Origin of the sequence: Comamonas sp. UBA7840 (genome assembly GCF_002501455.1) — a bacterium.
Lineage (GTDB): Bacteria > Pseudomonadota > Gammaproteobacteria > Burkholderiales > Burkholderiaceae_C > Comamonas > Comamonas jiangduensis.
In genome coordinates, this window is record NZ_DLTI01000004.1 from 88,070 (window position 1) to 104,127 (window position 16,058).

Annotated in this window: 13 protein-coding genes; 4 read left to right on the top strand and 9 right to left on the bottom strand. The window is 62.1% G+C overall.

Annotated features, from left to right (window positions below):
- Positions 1 to 95: 95 nt before the first annotated feature.
- Complete coding sequence (azu, locus tag B3R00_RS00995) at positions 96 to 551, bottom strand: azurin (RefSeq protein WP_286996898.1); 456 nt, start codon at positions 549 to 551, stop codon at positions 96 to 98.
- Between the two features lie 457 nt (positions 552 to 1,008).
- Here azu and B3R00_RS01000 point away from each other — a divergent pair, with 457 nt between their 5' ends.
- Positions 1,009 to 1,512 carry a flavin reductase family protein gene (locus B3R00_RS01000; RefSeq protein ID WP_286996899.1) on the top strand — a complete coding sequence of 168 codons (504 nt, stop codon included), beginning with the start codon at positions 1,009 to 1,011 and terminating at the stop codon, positions 1,510 to 1,512.
- Positions 1,513 to 1,596: 84 nt separating this feature from the next.
- Here B3R00_RS01000 and minE read toward each other — a convergent pair whose 3' ends face one another.
- The 4 genes from minE to B3R00_RS01020 all read right to left on the bottom strand — a co-directional run bounded on the left by minE (position 1,597) and on the right by B3R00_RS01020 (position 5,708).
- A complete protein-coding gene (gene minE, locus B3R00_RS01005) occupies positions 1,597 to 1,860 on the bottom strand; it encodes a cell division topological specificity factor MinE (protein ID WP_174863204.1) in 264 nt (87 codons plus the stop codon).
- Positions 1,861 to 1,866: 6 nt separating this feature from the next.
- A complete protein-coding gene (minD, locus tag B3R00_RS01010) occupies positions 1,867 to 2,679 on the bottom strand; it encodes a septum site-determining protein MinD (protein ID WP_174863205.1) in 813 nt (270 codons plus the stop codon).
- A 67-nt stretch (positions 2,680 to 2,746) separates the two neighbouring features.
- Positions 2,747 to 3,505, bottom strand: coding sequence for a septum site-determining protein MinC (gene minC / locus B3R00_RS01015; RefSeq protein WP_286996900.1), 759 nt, complete (start codon positions 3,503 to 3,505; stop codon positions 2,747 to 2,749).
- 130 nt (positions 3,506 to 3,635) lie between these two features.
- On the bottom strand, positions 3,636 to 5,708 hold the full coding sequence (locus B3R00_RS01020; protein WP_286996902.1) for an acetoacetate--CoA ligase: 2,073 nt from the start codon (positions 5,706 to 5,708) through the stop codon (positions 3,636 to 3,638).
- Positions 5,709 to 5,940: 232 nt separating this feature from the next.
- Between B3R00_RS01020 and ubiM the strand changes: the two genes are divergently transcribed.
- From ubiM to B3R00_RS01035, 3 genes are all read left to right on the top strand, one after another.
- Positions 5,941 to 7,227, top strand: a complete 1,287-nt coding sequence (gene ubiM / locus B3R00_RS01025) for a 5-demethoxyubiquinol-8 5-hydroxylase UbiM (protein ID WP_376747655.1) — start codon at positions 5,941 to 5,943, stop codon at positions 7,225 to 7,227.
- Positions 7,228 to 7,472: 245 nt separating this feature from the next.
- On the top strand, positions 7,473 to 8,765 hold the full coding sequence (locus B3R00_RS01030) for a solute carrier family 23 protein (protein WP_286996903.1): 1,293 nt from the start codon (positions 7,473 to 7,475) through the stop codon (positions 8,763 to 8,765).
- A gap of 380 nt (positions 8,766 to 9,145) precedes the next feature.
- Positions 9,146 to 10,660: an acetyl-CoA hydrolase/transferase family protein gene (locus B3R00_RS01035; RefSeq protein ID WP_286996904.1), complete on the top strand. Its 1,515-nt coding sequence runs from the start codon at positions 9,146 to 9,148 to the stop codon at positions 10,658 to 10,660.
- Positions 10,661 to 10,742: 82 nt separating this feature from the next.
- Here B3R00_RS01035 and B3R00_RS01040 read toward each other — a convergent pair whose 3' ends face one another.
- From B3R00_RS01040 to recQ, 4 genes are all read right to left on the bottom strand, one after another.
- Positions 10,743 to 10,886: a hypothetical protein gene (locus B3R00_RS01040; RefSeq protein WP_174863209.1), complete on the bottom strand. Its 144-nt coding sequence runs from the start codon at positions 10,884 to 10,886 to the stop codon at positions 10,743 to 10,745.
- A 138-nt stretch (positions 10,887 to 11,024) separates the two neighbouring features.
- The gene (locus B3R00_RS01045) at positions 11,025 to 12,434 is read right to left on the bottom strand and encodes a threonine ammonia-lyase (RefSeq protein WP_349682255.1); all 1,410 of its coding nucleotides are present in this window, start codon (positions 12,432 to 12,434) and stop codon (positions 11,025 to 11,027) included.
- Positions 12,382 to 14,040 carry an isovaleryl-CoA dehydrogenase gene (locus B3R00_RS01050; protein WP_286996907.1) on the bottom strand — a complete coding sequence of 553 codons (1,659 nt, stop codon included), beginning with the start codon at positions 14,038 to 14,040 and terminating at the stop codon, positions 12,382 to 12,384. The genes B3R00_RS01045 and B3R00_RS01050 overlap by 53 nt, the downstream gene beginning before the upstream one ends.
- Positions 14,041 to 14,105: 65 nt before the next feature.
- Positions 14,106 to 15,971 carry a DNA helicase RecQ gene (recQ, locus tag B3R00_RS01055; RefSeq protein ID WP_286996908.1) on the bottom strand — a complete coding sequence of 622 codons (1,866 nt, stop codon included), beginning with the start codon at positions 15,969 to 15,971 and terminating at the stop codon, positions 14,106 to 14,108.
- Positions 15,972 to 16,058 lie beyond the last annotated feature (87 nt).

Genomic DNA, 16,058 nt, shown 5'->3' on the forward strand with positions numbered 1-16,058 from the left:
GGGGGAATGCGCGCATTGTGGCCGAAGGCATGCACAAGAAAAAAGCCTTGTGGGCCCACGGCACACAAGGCTTTGCAGCAGTGCCGCTGGCGAACTTAGCTGCCCAGCTTGAGCACACCGCGCATGATGAAGGAGTGCCCGGGGAAGGAGCACAGATAGGTGTACTCGGTGCCCGGCTTGAGCTTGGCCACTTCAAAGTCAAAGGTGGTGGTTTCACCGCCGCCAATCATCTTGGAATAGCCAATCACGCGGCTATCGCCGGGCTTGACGTAGTCCGCCGCCATGCCGGCTTTCATGCCATCGGCCGCGGCCGCGTTGGCGTCTGCCGTGGTGGTCAGCACGATGTTGTGGCCCATCGACGACTTGGGCATCTTGCCAGTGTGCTTCAAGGTCATGGTGTATTTGGTGCAAGACTTGGGCACTTCGACCTGCTTGATGTTGAACTGCATCTGGTCATTGCCTTCAATGGTGATGGTGCAATCTGCAGCCATCGCGGGGGCAGCCATCACACCTGCAGCCATCACGGCCAGCGTTATCCAGGTCTTCTTCACGGTCAACATCCTTTGCACGGGTTAAAAGAGCAAGCTGCAGCGCCAAAACACTGCAATCCGCAGACATTCTGAAACAAATCTCTACAAAAGGTCGGCTTTTCACCGCTACGTGGTGCAGAAGTTTTTATTTCGCTATGATTTTTTTGACTCGCATCAAACGCCGTTCGGCACGAATGCGACAACCGCTTCGCTTTAAATAGCTGCTTACGCTTGATTTCATTGAATTTCCAATAGTTTTTTATCTGAAAGCTAAGAATTACCAGCGCTAAGCGCTCTTAAAAAACTTCCTACCCCTACCGCTCTGCCTGCGGCGACGATCACGCCCGATGACGCACGCAGCGGCAGGCCCGCCGCCTCCCCCTTGATCGCGCATCGCATGCGCGCCGGTATTAGCCCCACCCACACATGGCCAGACGGCGCTTTGCATAATTTGCGATCTACTTTGACTTGCGCTCTTGTGAATACCTCTGCTGTTGCTGCACCTGTGTGCCAAGCTTCTTTTTCTGAACGCGACTTCCGCAATGCGCTGGGGCAATTCGCCACCGGTGTGACGGTGGTCACCACGGCCGATGCGCAAGGCAATCCCGTGGGCATGACGGTGAGCTCGTTCAACTCCGTCTCGCTCGATCCTGCACTGGTGCTGTGGAGCATTGCGCGCAGCTCGGGCAGCTTCCCGGCTTTTGCGCAAAGCAGCCACTACGCCATCCATGTGCTGGCCAGCCACCACAAGGCACTGGCATTTCAGTTTGCGCAGCGCGGTATCGACCGCTTTGCTGGCGTGGAGTGGTCGGCCAACGCGCAAGGCGTGCCGCTGCTGGCCGATGCGCTGGCCACCTTTGAGTGCCGCGCCCGCAGCCAGTACCCGGAAGGCGACCACCTGATCATGGTGGGCGAAGTGCTGGCCTGCAGCCATAGCGCCAACGCAGCACCTTTGCTCTACCACGCAGGCCAGATGCGCTAGAGCGGCGTGCCGTAGCGCACGGCACCCATAAAAAAACCGCAGCACCCTATCGGGCCTGCGGTTTTTTTGCGCCTGGCTCCAGGCTTAGCGCGAAGACTCTGGCAGCTCGATCTTCACTTCCAGCACTTCCAGGTTGTCTTGGCGCTCCAGTTGCACCTTGATGTCTTCGGGGTTGATCGACACGTACTTGGAGATCACCGCCATCAGCTCGCGCTGTAGCGCGGGCAGGTAGTCGGGCTGGCCCGAAGCGCCCCCCACGCGTTCACGCGCGAGGATGATTTGCAAACGCTCTTTGGCCACCGAAGCCGATTTTTTCTTCTCACCCAACAGCATAGAAATAATGGACATGGCTGCTTACCTCCCGCCAAACATGCGCTTGAAGAAGCCGGGCTTGCTCGCCTCGGTAAAACGCATTGGCTTTTCTTCGCCCAGAAAACGGGCAATCACGTCCTTGTAAGCCTCGGAAACGTCCGAGCCTTCCATGTGCACCGCGGGCACGCCCTGGTTCGAGGCTTGCAGCACGGTCTCAGACTCGGGGATCACGCCAATCAGGGGAATGCGCAGAATGTCTTCAATGTCCTGAATGGACAGCATCTGGCCGTCTTCCACGCGGTTGGGGTTGTAGCGCGTGATCAGCAAGTGCTCTTTCACGCTCTGGCCCTTGGCTGCCTTGTCGGTCTTGGAGCCCAGCATGCCCAAGATGCGGTCCGAGTCGCGCACCGAAGAGACTTCCGGGTTGGTGGTCACCAGCGCCTCATCGGCAAAGTGCATGGCCATCAGTGCGCCGCTTTCAATGCCCGCAGGGGAGTCGCAGATGATGAAATCAAACCCCATCGCAGACAGGTCGTCCAGCACCTTTTTGACGCCTTCTTGCGTCAATGCTTCCTTGTCGCGGGTTTGCGAGGCGGCCAGCACAAACAGGTTGTCGCACTGCTTGTCTTTGATCAGCGCCTGATTGAGGTTGGCTTCACCTTGGATCACATTGATCAGGTCATACACCACACGGCGCTCGCAGCCCATGATCAGATCCAGATTGCGCAGACCGACGTCAAAGTCGATCACTGCGGTTTTGTGGCCGCGCAGGGCCAAGCCAGATGCAAAACTTGCGCTGGTGGTGGTCTTACCCACGCCACCTTTACCAGAGGTCACTACGACAATTTTGGCCATGTTTGCTGGGTTCCTTAGCGAAGAATCTTGTAGAAAATGGGTGTGTGGAGAGTGCGGTTGCAGGTGCTCATGCTAAACGCATGGGCTCAATCACCAGTTTTTCACCCTCTAAACGGGCTTGGGCAGGCTTGCCTGCGATGTCTTGGGGCAGGTCCGCTTCCAGCGCCCGGTAGTTGCCCGCAATCGACAGCAGCTGCGGCTCCATGCAGGTGCTGAAAATGCGCGCTTCGGTATTGCCGCGCGCCCCGGCCACGGCACGACCCCGCAAGGGTGCGTAGACATGGACGTTGCCATCGGCGATCACTTCCGCACCATAACTGACCACGGCCATCACCACCAGATCACAACCCTTGGCATAAACCTGCTGGCCGGAGCGCAAGGGCTTGTCAATGATCATGGCGTTGGCAGCAGGTACAGGCACTTCGCGCACCACCTCCACGGGCACTTCACGGATGATTTCCACCTCGCGCACCACTTCTTTGGTGCGCACGGGGTGTGCATCCGGGGCGGGCATCAGCCCCGCGTCATGCGCCGCGGCCATCTGCTGCGCCGAGCCATTGCACACGGCCACCGGCAAGGTGCGGTGTTTTTTCAACAGCTTGATGAGCTTGGGAAAGTCAATCGCCTCGGTGCTGTCACGTACATGCTGCAAGTCCACCAGCACCGGGTCGTTATCAAAAAAATCGGGGTCGTCCGCCAGGCGCTGGGCCAAATCTTTGGCCAGGACAGCGACCTGGGTGTCGCGCAATGCCACCGCCATCACCGGCAACTGGGCGCTTTTAAGGTCAAAGCTGGATCGGGCGGGGCCCTGCGAGTCAACGGCCATGGTGTGGAGTGCGAAAAAAGAAGGGGACGCGAACTCAAAACGCGCTAAGTGTACCCCGCAAGCCTGCGCCACCCATGCAGCACTGGGGGCTCGGCGCAACACCCTGTATCCAGCGCAGGCATCACAGCGCCTATGCAACCAGCGCTTGCTTGCGCTGCGCATAGCCTACAAACCAGTCCAAACTGGCGGGGTTGGCCATGGTGTCCGGGTTGACCACTTTCTGCAAAGGCTGGCCCAGCAACAGCTTTTTGATGGGCAGCTCCTGCTTTTTGCCCGTCAGGGTGCGGGGAATCTCTGCGACCTGCACGATTTCATCCGGCACAAAGCGCGGGGAAAGGGCCTGACGGATGGCGGCTGCCAGCTTGGCCTGCAGTGCAGCATCCAACTGCAGCCCATCGCGCAGCACCACAAACATGGGCATAAAGCTCTCGCGGCCCAGGTATTCCAAATCCACCACCATGCTGTCCAGCACCTCGGGCAACGCTTCCACTGCGCTGTAGATTTCGCTGGTGCCCATACGCAGCCCATGGCGGTTGATGGTGGCATCGCTGCGGCCATAGATGGTGCAGCCGCCGTGCGGCGATACCTTGAGCCAGTCCCCGTGGCGCCACACACCGCCCATCGCTGCCGCCCCATCGCCGCCACCAGGCTGGCGCCCATGGCCTGCGGGGTACATGTCAAAGTAGCTGCCAAGATAGCGCTGGTTGCCTGCATCACCCCAGAAATACAGCGGCATGGACGGGATGGGCTGGGTGCACACCAGCTCTCCCACGGCGTCGGTCACGGGCTCGCCCGCCTCGCTCCAAGCTTCCACGGCCGCGCCCAGCATGCGGCATTGCATTTCGCCCGGTTGCTGGGGCAGCTCGCGATTGCCGCCAATAAAAGCGCCACAAAAGTCTGTGCCGCCCGACAAATTGTTCCACCAGATATGGGGTGTGCCCATCTGCGCAAATTGCTGTGTGCCCCAGGCTTGCACATCGGGCGGCAGGGGAGAGCCGGTGCTGCCCAGCGAAGTGATGCGTGACAAATCCCCGCATTGCGCCAAATCCAAGCCGGCCTTCATGCAGTTGGCATAAAACGCCGCACCCGCGCCAAAGCTGGAGACCTGGTGGCGCGCCGCAAAGCGCCACAGCACACCCCAGTCGGGCTGGTCTTTGCTACCACCGGGGCTGCCGTCGAAGATCACGCAGGTGGTGCCGCCCAGCAGGCCCGCAACCTGCGAGTTCCACATCACCCAGCCGGTAGAGCTGTACCAGTGAAAGCGCTCGCCCCAGCTCTCGGGGTCGTAGCTGCAGCCCACATCGTTATGCAAGGCTTTCATGGCCAGCGCCACAATCACGATGCCGCCATGCCCGTGCACGATGGGCTTGGGTAAGCCCGTGGTGCCACTGGAATACACAATCCACAGCGGGTGGTCAAACGGCAGCCACTGCGGCGCAAACGCGGCCACCGCCGCATCGTCGCGCGCCACGGCATCGCTCCAGTTGGCGCTGTCCGGCACCTGCTGCGTGGCAAACGGGGTGCGCAGCACCAGCATGTGCTGCACGCTGGGCAGTTGCGCACGCAGTTCGCTGGCGATCTGCCCCCGGTCCATGGCCTTGCCGGCGTAGTACACGCCATCCACGGCAATCAATACTTTGGGTTCGATCTGCTTGAAGCGGTCGAGCACCGCCGCCGTTCCCATGTCGGGCGAGCACACACTCCACACACCGCCCACGCTGGCCACGGCCAGAAAAGCCACGATCGCCTGCGGAATGTTGGGCAGGTATGCCGCCACGCGGTCACCGGGCTGCACACCCTGCGCCTGCAAATGCAGGGCCAGAGAGGCAACTTGGCGGCGCAATTCGGGCCAGCTCAACTCGGTCACCTCACCGCGCTCGTTCTCCGCAATCACGGCAGGCATGCCCGCCGCGTGGGCGGCATCCGCATGGCGCAGCACCTGCTGGGCGTAGTTGACCTGTGCGCCCGGGAACCACTGGGCGCCGGGCATCACGTTGCGGCCCAGCGCTGCGCTGTGCGGCGTGGGGGACTGCATCTCAAAATAATCCCAGATGCTTTGCCAAAAGCCATCCAGATCAGTGACAGACCAGCGCCACAGCGCGTCGTAGCTCTCAAAATGCAGCCCTCGGGTTTGCGCCAGCCAGTTTTGGTAGCGGCGCATCAAAGGGGTACGGCGGGTGTGGGGCATGGTAGTTGCAGGCATGGGCACCACCCTAGCGCTGACCGGCGCCCGCCGCCATGCCAGCGTCCCGAATTGACAAGCCGCAAGTTTTCAACCGTTGGTCGGCGGCGATAGAAGGCGCCCCCACACCGTGCCCTTGATACAGTGCAAGCCATCCAGCGCGCAAACCGACGCACAATGCGCCTTCAGCACTGACAAAGACCGCCTACAGACCGGGCCACAATAGGGGCCCACTTTCACAGTGATTGCACACATGTCCATGAACACCGATGTCCTTATCGTGGGCGCAGGTCCTGCCGGCCTGTCGCTCGCCATCTCTTTGGCCCACGCGGGCTTGCAAGCCACGGTGCTGGAACTGCAGGACGAATCCCAACTGGCCAGCCCCGCGCCCGATGGCCGCGAGATTGCGCTGACCCACCCCAGCGTGCAGACCTTGCAGCGCCTGGGCACCTGGGCGCGCCTGCAGGATCACGAGATTGGCACGATCCGGGACGCCATCGTGCATGATGGCCCGGTGGGTGTGCGCTCCACGCTCGACATCGTCGCGGAGGGCAGCGGTGCAGACTATCTGGGCCGCATCGTGCCCAACTTTGCGCTGCGCCGCACCGCCTGGGAAGTGGCCAGCACCACCCAGGGCGTGCACATCATCACCGGCGCACGGGTGACGCAAGTCACCACCAGTGACAGCCACGCCGAAGTGCATTACACGCAGGACGACAAGGGGGTGCGCGTGGATGCGGCCCCACTCAAAGCGCCGCTGGTCGTGGCCGCAGACAGCCGTTTTTCTGCGGTGCGGCGCATGCTGGGTGTGGGCACGCAAATGACCGACTTTGGCCGCAGCGTGATCGTCTGCCGCATGCGCACCAGCGTCTCGCACGAAGACAAGGCCCATGAGTGCTTTGGCTATGACCGCACCCTGGCCATCTTGCCCGTGCAGCCCGACCCGGACACCGGCGAGCTGCTGTGCTCGGCCGTGGTCACCACCGATTCGGCCGATGCGCAGCAACTGATGCAGCTGTCGCCCGAAGACTTTGCCGCCCATGTGCAAAACCACTTCCAAAGCCGTCTGGGCGATATGCAACTGGTGGGCGAGCGCCACATTTACCCCCTGGTGGCCACCTATGCCCACCGTTTCAGTGGTGAGCGTTTTGCCTTGCTGGGCGACGCCGCGGTCGGCATGCACCCGGTCACGGCCCATGGCTACAACCTGGGCCTGTCCGGCGTGGAACGCCTGACCGCCTGCATCGTCTCTGCCCGCGCTGCCGGTCAAGACTGGGGCAAGGCCGCCGTGCTGGCACCCTACGCACAGGGCCACCACCGCCATGCATGGCCCATCTTCCAGGGCACCAACACGGTGGTGAAGCTGTTTACCGATGCGCGCCCCGTGCCCCGCCTGGTGCGCACAGCCATCATTGAGGCCTCGCGCCGCATTCCGCCCCTCAAGGCCGCCATCGTGGCCCAGCTCACCGGTCGCAGCGCCTGGACGCTGATAGGCCGCCAATTGCCGCGCCCACCGTTTTTTCCGCGCAACAGCCGCTGACCACAGCGCACGCAAAAATAGGAGTGCCTAGCGCTGGTGTTTGCTTGCTTTTGAAGCCCTAGGCGCCTCAATGCGAGCAAACACTTGCGCCACATGCTCCTAAAAACAAAGCCAAGCAAAAACCACGCTGGCACGCTCTCTGCTTCCACTTATCTGACATGGCAACACGTGTGCGCTGCCCGGCGGTGTCGCGCGCGCGCGAAAGCCTCTAACATCGCGCCAGCAATTTTTACGGAGCCATACAAATGGGAATGTTTTCCTGGACTGAAAAGTCCCCAGCCGTGCTGCAAGGCGGCGGCGTCATTGGGCCTGATGAGCGCCTGCCCTGGACACAAACCGGCCTGATGGGCATTCAGCACGTGATCGCCATGTTTGGCTCGACCGTGCTGGCCCCCATCCTCATGGGCTTTGACCCCAACGTGGCCGTGCTGATGAGCGGTATTGGCACGCTTATCTTCTTTCTCATCACCGGCGGCAAAGTGCCCAGCTACCTGGGCTCGTCGTTTGCCTTCATCGGCGTGGTGATTGCCGCCACCGGCTTTGCAGGCCAGGGCGCCAACGGCAACATTGGCGTGGCACTGGGCGGCATCATCATGTGCGGCTTGGTCTACACCTTGATTGGTGTCGTAGTGCACCTGGTGGGCACGGGCTGGATTGAACGCTTCATGCCCCCGGTCGTGACCGGTGCCGTGGTGGCGGTGATTGGCCTGAATCTGGCGGCCATTCCCGTCAAGAACATGGCGGCCAACAACTTTGAAGCCTGGATGCAGGCGGTGACCTTTGTGTCCGTGGCACTGGTGGCCGTGTTCACCAAGGGCATGCTGCAGCGCCTGCTGATTTTGATTGGCCTGATTGTGGCCAGCATCATCTACGCCGTGCTGACCAACGGCATGGGCTTGGGCAAGCCGGTGGACCTGAGCGGTGTGGCGAATGCGGCATGGTTTGGCCTGCCCGCCTTCCACTCGCCCGTGTTTGAAGCCAACGCCATGCTGCTGATCGTTCCCGTGGTCATTATCCTGGTGGCCGAGAACCTGGGCCACATCAAGGCCGTGACCGCCATGACCGGCAAGAACCTGGACCAGTACATGGGCCGGGCCTTCATCGGTGACGGCGTGGCCACCATGGTCTCGGGCGCAGCCGGCGGCACGGGCGTGACCACCTATGCGGAGAACATCGGCGTCATGGCCGCTACCCGCATCTACTCGACCGCCGTGTTCATGGTGGCTGCCATCTTGGCGGTGCTCCTGGGCTTTAGCCCCAAGTTTGGCGCACTGATTCAGGCGATTCCGCTGCCCGTGATGGGCGGTGTGTCCATCGTGGTGTTCGGTCTGATCGCGATTGCGGGTGCCAAGATCTGGGTGGACAACAAGGTGGACTTCTCGGACACCAAAAACCTGATCGTGGCGGCTATCACCCTGATTTTGGGCACTGGCGAGTTCACGCTGAAATTTGGCGACTTCGCCCTGGGCGGTATTGGTTGCGCCACGTTTGGCGCCATCTTGCTGTACGCACTACTGAACCGCGCCAAGACGAACTAAGCGCACCGCATGCCGCGCCCTGCGGCTGATGCGCACCACCGACCTGCATGCAGGTCGGTTTTTTTTGCCCACTCATGCTGCACCGCAGCATTCCCAAGAGCAAGCCATTGCGCTGTAAAGTAAGCGATCGCTGCCTGGTATCGCACGTAATAACAATAGGTTAGATACACACCCAGCCATACCCGCTATTCTGTAGCAGAGGGTTAACACTGATACCATCACCCCCGGAGATTGGAGCCTGTAGAACTGCTGCACGCAAGACCCTGCGCAGCGCACCGCGTGGTGCCCGCGATGAGAAAAAACCTTGCTATTGCAGTTGCACAGCCCCTACAAAGCCGCCGCCACAGGCGGCTTGTTTTTGCAAAGTTGGAGAAACCTCGATGAGCCTGGCAGAGCGCGTGCGCTACCCACAATTTAATAACCTTCTCATGTCGGCCGAAGCGGCCGCAGCCCTGATTCCACACGGCGTGAACGTGGGCATGAGCGGCTTTACCGGTGCGGGCTACCCCAAGGCGCTGCCCCAGGCGATTGCAGCCCGCGCCAAGGCTGAGCATGCCGCAGGCAATCCCTACAAGATCAATGTATGGACCGGCGCTTCCACCGCTGCTGAATGCGATGGCGTGATGGCCGAAGCACACGCCCTCGGCCAGCGCCTGCCCTTTAACACCGACCCGATCGCGCGCAAGGCCATCAACAGCGGCGAGATCGACTTCATCGACATGCACCTGTCGCACGTGGCCCAGCACGCCTGGTTTGGCTTCCTGGGCCACATGCACATTGCGGTTGTGGAAGTGCTGGGCGTGACCGCCGATGGTCTGCTGATTCCGTCAACCGCCGTGGGCAACAACAAGACCTGGCTGGAAATTGCGGACAAGGTGATCCTGGAAGTGAACACCAAGCCACCCTCGAAGATGGAAGGCATGCACGACATCTACTACGGCACCGCCATTCCACCGCGCCGCATGCCCATCAGCATGACGCATGCCGATGACCGCATTGGTGAGCAGTACCTGCGTGTCGACCCCGCCAAGGTGATTGCCGTGGTGGAAACCCACAAGGGCGACCGTGACAACGTGTTTGCAGCGCCCGATGCGCAGTCCAACACCATCGCGGCCTCCATCATCGATTTCCTCTCGCACGAGATGAAGATGGGCCGCCTGCCCAAGGAAATGCTGCCCATCCAGTCGGGCGTGGGCAATGTGGCCAATGCCGTGCTGGCCGGTTTGCTGACCGGCCCGTTCGAGAACCTGCTGGGCTTCACCGAAGTGCTGCAAGACGGCATGCTGGACCTGCTGCGCGCAGGCAAGATGACCAAGGCCTCGGCCACGTCCATCTCGCTGTCTGCAGCGGCCTACAAGGACTTTGAGGACAACATCGACTTCTACCGCGAGCGCATCATCTTGCGCCCGCAGGAAATCTCGAACCACCCTGAGCTGGTGCGCCGTCTGGGCATCATCGCCATGAACTCGATGATCGAGGCCGACATCTACGGCAACATCAACTCCACCCACGTCATGGGCACGGGCATGATGAACGGCATCGGCGGCTCGGGCGACTTTGCGCGCAACGGCTACCTGTCGTTCTTTGTCACGCCCTCGGTGGCCAAGGACGGCAAGATCAGCTGCATCGTGCCCATGTGCTCGCACGTGGATCACACCGAGCACGACACGCAGATCATCGTCACCGAACAAGGTCTGGCCGATTTGCGCGGGCTGTCGCCCAAGCAGCGCGCCAAAGTCATCATTGAAAAGTGTGCACACCCGGACTACCGCGACCAGTTGCAGGACTACTTTGACCGCGCCCGCCACCAAGGCGCACAGCACACGCCGCACATCCTGACCGAGGCGCTGAGCTGGCACCAGCGCTTCATGGATACCGGCGACATGCGCATCTAAGCCACGCTGCACCCACAAAAAAACCAGCTGCCTTGCAGCTGGTTTTTTTATGGATGTGCACCGCTGAAAAGCGCTTTTCAGCCTAGGCCATGGTGACCGCAATAAAGGCCAGTAAAAACATCATGGCCGCGCCCACCAGGGGCAGGACCACGGGGATCAGGGGCACGACCGCTTCGACCGCATCTTCGGGCGGCTGGGGTGTGGCAGGATCATGGGAATCATTCATGGGCGCAACCTCCTCACTGCAAAGCGTTGAACAAGAACCGGCGCCGGGCCGACGGCCAGTTGCGGTTCATTCTAGGCAGGCAGCCCGGCCCGCGCGCACTGGCTAACCCTGAGGCCGGGGCCCGGACTGCAAAAGGCTTTACAGCCGCGTGGCCTCCATGCCGCCGGCGCGCAGTGCCTGCAACACGTCTTCAATGTGCTGCACATTGCGCGTTTGCAGCACCAGATCAATATCGACGTTTTGCGCCGCCAGCAAGGTGAAGGCGCGCTGGTGGTGCACCTCTTCGATGTTGGCGCCAGCCTCGGCAACCGTGGCAGTGATTTTGGCCAGCACGCCGGGCACATCGCGTGCGCTCACGCGGATGCGCGCCAGCCGCCCAGAGCGCGCCATACCGCGCTCAATGATGGCCGCCAGCAGCAGCGGGTCGATATTGCCCCCTGACAACACCAAGCCCACTTTCTGACCCTGGAACTTCTCACGGTGGCGAATCAGCGCTGCCAGCCCTGCTGCGCCTGCGCCTTCGACCAGGGTTTTCTCAATCTCCAGCAGCATGAGTACCGCCTGCTCAATATCGCCTTCGTCCACCAGCAGCAACTCGTCCACGCGCTCACGCACTACCGCCTGGGTGATAGTGCCGGCCGTGGCCACCGCAATGCCTTCGGCAATGGTGGATGTGCCCATGGGCAGGTGGCTGCCTTGCACCGCGTTGAGCATGGAGGGAAAGCGCTCGGTCTGCACCCCCACCACCCGTATCTCGGGCTTGAGGGCCTTGGCTGCGGTGGCAACGCCTGCAATCAGGCCGCCTCCGCCAATCGCCACCACCAGCGTATCCAGGTCAGGCTGATCGGCCAGCATCTCCAGCGCCAGCGTGCCCTGGCCAGCGGCCACCGCTTCGTCATCGAACGGGTGCACAAAGGTCAGCTGGCGCTGCGCTGCCAGCTGGTAGGCATGCTGGCGTGCGGCTTCCAGCGTGTCGCCATGCAACACCACTTCTGCGCCAAAGCCGCGCGTGCGCTCCACCTTCACGCCGGGTGTAAAGCGCGGCATCACGATGACGGCATGCACCCCCGTGCGCTGGGCGTGGTAGGCCAGGCCCTGGGCGTGGTTGCCCGCACTCATGGCGATCACGCCGCGCGCTTTTTCTTCCGCGCTCAGCAGCTGCAGGCGGTTGCACGCGCCACGCTCTTTGAACGAGGCGGTGAACTGCAGGTTTTCAAATTTCAAAAACACCTGCGCACCGACGATGTGCGAGAGGGTTTTTGACTCCACACAGGGCGTGCGCAAGATGTGGTCGCGCAAACGAACGGCAGCGGCTTGGATATCGGAATAACTCAGCATGGTCTGCACATTCTGGCGCAATGTGTGCGCTGGTGAAGCCCGTGTGGTTGCAAAATTCTTTTCAAATATTGAAGCAGCCAGCGCATGCATCGCCTTACTTTCAGCATGAAAGCAATCGCAAACTGGCTTTAGATGTGCGCAAGCTGCTACGTTCTTTTCATTGCGGCAATGCGCGCTGCAAAATGGCCTCGACATCACCGCCCTGCACATCCAGAGCCCCCACCACCCAGCCACAGCTGCTGGAGCCCAGCCTGGAGCGCACAAAGGCCTGCGCCACGGCCTGGGGCGCGTGCCGCAGCAACAAGCCCGCTTGTGCCACCAGCACCAGTTGCTGCACCCAGTGGCGCGCCTGGGCCTCGAGCTGTGCGGCGGGCTGGCGCAGCGCCGCTGCCAGCGCCTGCAAAGTGTTGTGCAGCACCGGCACACCCTCGGAGTGCTGCTGCAGATCGTGCAACAAGCAGGCAGCGCCTTCAGGGTCACGCGCCAGCGCGCGCAGCACATCCAGGCACATGATGTTGCCCGAGCCTTCCCAGATGGAATTGACCGGCGCCTCGCGCAGCAGGCGCGCCATGACGCTGCACTCCACATAGCCGTTGCCACCCATGACTTCCATGGCCTCGGCCACCAGCGCCGTTGCGCGCTTGCAGATCCAGAATTTCGCTGCGGGAGTGAGAATGCGCTTCCAGGCCTGCTCCAGCGGGGAGGCCGCGTGCTCAAAGGCCTGTGCCAGGCGCATGCCCAGCGTCATGGCGGCTTCGCTTTCCAGCGCCAGATCCACCAGCACATTGCGCATCAACGGTTGCTGCACCAGCGCCTTGCCAAAGGCCTGACGCTGGCGCGCATAGGCCAGCGCCTGCACGGTGGCCGTGCGCAAGATGGCGGCACTGCCGAGCACGCAGTTCAGGCGCGTCATGGCCGCCATCTCGATGATGGTGGGAATGCCACGCCCTTCCTCACCCACCAGCACGCCCCAGGCGTCTTGAAACTCCACCTCGCTGCTGGCATTGCTGCGGTTGCCCAGCTTGTCTTTCAACTGCTGAATGCGAATGCTGTTGCGCGTGCCATCCGGGCGCCAGCGCGGCACCCACAAACAAGCAGGGCCGCTGCCATCGGCCAGCTGCGCCACGACCAGATGCGCATCGCTGGTGGGGGCCGAGAAAAACCATTTGTGACCGCGCAGCAGGTATGTACCACCGCGCCCACCCGCTGCCACAGGCGTGGCCGTGGTGGTGTTGGCACGCACATCCGAGCCGCCTTGCTTTTCCGTCATGCCCATCCCGATCCACAGCGATGTTTTCTGGCTGCAAGGCAGGTCACGGCTGTCATAACTGGGGCTGAACAAACCAGGCTTGAGCTGCGCCCACAACGCAGGCTCTTGGCGCAGCAGCCCAATCGCCGCCGTGGTCATGGTGGCGGGGCACAGCGTGCCCTGCTCCACCTGCCCGTGCAGGTAAAAGCCCGCGGCCCAGGCACTGAAGCGGCCCGGCTGCGCGTTGTCAAACGGCAGGCTGACCAAGCCTTGCGCGCGGTACATGCCCAGCAGGGCATGCCATGCGGGATGAAACTCCACCGTTTCGCGCAAGCGCCCGCGTGCATCAAAGCGCTGCAATTGCGGGCCCGCAGTATTGGCCCAATGCGCCAGTTCCCACACGGCTGAAGACCCGAGATCGTGGGCATACCGGTGCAACTGCGGCACCCAGGCCTGCGCCCCCGCACGGGCCAATGCCTCCTGCAAGGCTGGGTCAGCGCCCAGCAAGTTCACGTCCCTCAGCTCATCAAACTGGTTGTGGACTTCGTGCGTTTCCCAAGGGTTCATGGCACACCTCCCAGACGGAACACGCAGTCTAAAAGCGTGGGGGAGGCGCAGCTACAGGGTCAACGCTAGCCGCTGATGCTCACCACGCGCAGCACCTCGGCGCCATAGGCTTCGAGCTTTTTGGCACCAATGCCGCTGATGCCTTGCAAGTCTGCCAAGGTCTGCGGATTGCGCTCGGCAATGCCCACCAGGGTGGCATCGTTGAAGATGACATAGGCCGGCAAATCGTGCGCTTTGGCCACCTCGGCCCGCCAGGCCTTGAGGTTGATAAAGCGCACCTGCGCATCAGGCCCCAGGTTGATGGCCGCTGCACTCGTTGGTGTGGTGCGCTTGTTGCTGCGCGTGCGCTGGGCTGCCACCGATTCGCGCAGCAAAACTTTCACCTCGCCGCGCAGCACGGCGCGCGACTGCGGCGTGAGCGTGAGCGTGTCAAATACATGGCCACTGTTCTCGCTGGTGACCTTGTGCAGGCCCAGCGCGCCCGTGGCCAGCAACTGGCGCATCACGCCGCGCAACTGCTGCTCCGAATACTCTTTGCCCACGCCAAAGGCCGAGACTTTGTCGTGCAGATACTGCGTGACTTTCTCGGTGGTTTTGCCGCGCACCACGTCCATGATGTGGCCCGCGCCAAACGTCAGCTGGCTCATCTCGTGCACGCGGTAAATGGTGGACAGCAACTTGCGCGCGGCATCGGTGCCGTCCCAGATGGCGGGGGGGTGCAGGCAGTTGTCGCAGTTGCCGCAGGGCTCGGACTGCTCGCCAAAGTACTGCAGCAGGCGCACCCGGCGGCAGTCGGTGGCTTCGGCCAGCGTCAGCAAGGCATCGAGCTTGCCGCGCAGCACGTCCTTGAACACCTCTTCGGCATTGCCCTCGTCAATCATGCGGCGCTGGTTCACCACATCGGAGATGCCATAGGCCATCCACGCCTGCGCAGGCAGGCCATCGCGGCCCGCGCGGCCGGTTTCCTGATAGTAGCCTTCGATGTTGCGCGGCATGTCCACGTGCGCCACAAAGCGCACATCGGGCTTGTCGATGCCCATGCCAAACGCAATCGTGGCCACCACCACAATCCCGTCTTCGCGCAAGAAGCGGTTCTGGTGCAGCTGGCGCATATCGCCGGGCAACCCAGCGTGGTAGGGCAAGGCGTTGATACCGTGGTCCTGCAGCGTTTGCGCCAGCTCTTCCACGCGGCGGCGCGAGAGGCAGTACACCACGCCGGCTTCGCCCTCGTGCTCGTGCTTGATCCAGCGTACCAGCTGGTTGGTGACGTCTTTTTTCTCGACAATCGTGTAGCGGATATTGGGGCGGTCAAAGCTGCTGACAAACTGCTGCGCCTGCTCCAGGTGCAGGCGCTCGACGATATCGGCGCGGGTCAGTGCATCGGCCGTGGCTGTGAGCGCAATGCGCGGCACACCCGCATAGCGCTCATGCAGCACGGAAAGCGCCCGGTATTCAGGGCGAAAGTCATGCCCCCACTGGCTCACGCAATGCGCTTCGTCGATCGCAAACAGGCCCAACTGGCCGTTGGCGTACAGGTCATCCAGCAGCCCCAAAAAACGCGGCGTGACCAGGCGCTCTGGTGCCACATACAGCAGCGTGAGCTGGCCGCTTTGCATCTGCCATTCCACATCCTGCGCCTGCTGCCAGTCCAGCGAAGAATTGAGAAATGCCGCCTTCACGCCCGCTTCATGCAGCGCCCCGACCTGGTCGTGCATCAGCGCAATCAGGGGCGATACCACAATCGCCACGCCCTGCCCTTGCTGCTGGCGCACGATGGCGGGGATTTGGTAGCACAGGCTTTTACCGCCGCCCGTGGGCATGAGCACCAGCGCATCACCCCCTGCCACCACATGCTCAACGATGGCTTGCTGCGGGCCGCGAAAGGCTTCGTAGCCAAAGACATCTTGCAAAACGGTGTGGGCGGGGGACAAGGCAAATTCCTCTATCAGACGCGGGGAAACCGCGTATTGTGCGCTGCGCCAGTGCCTGCTGGCTCACACCACGACAAGCCCCCTGCG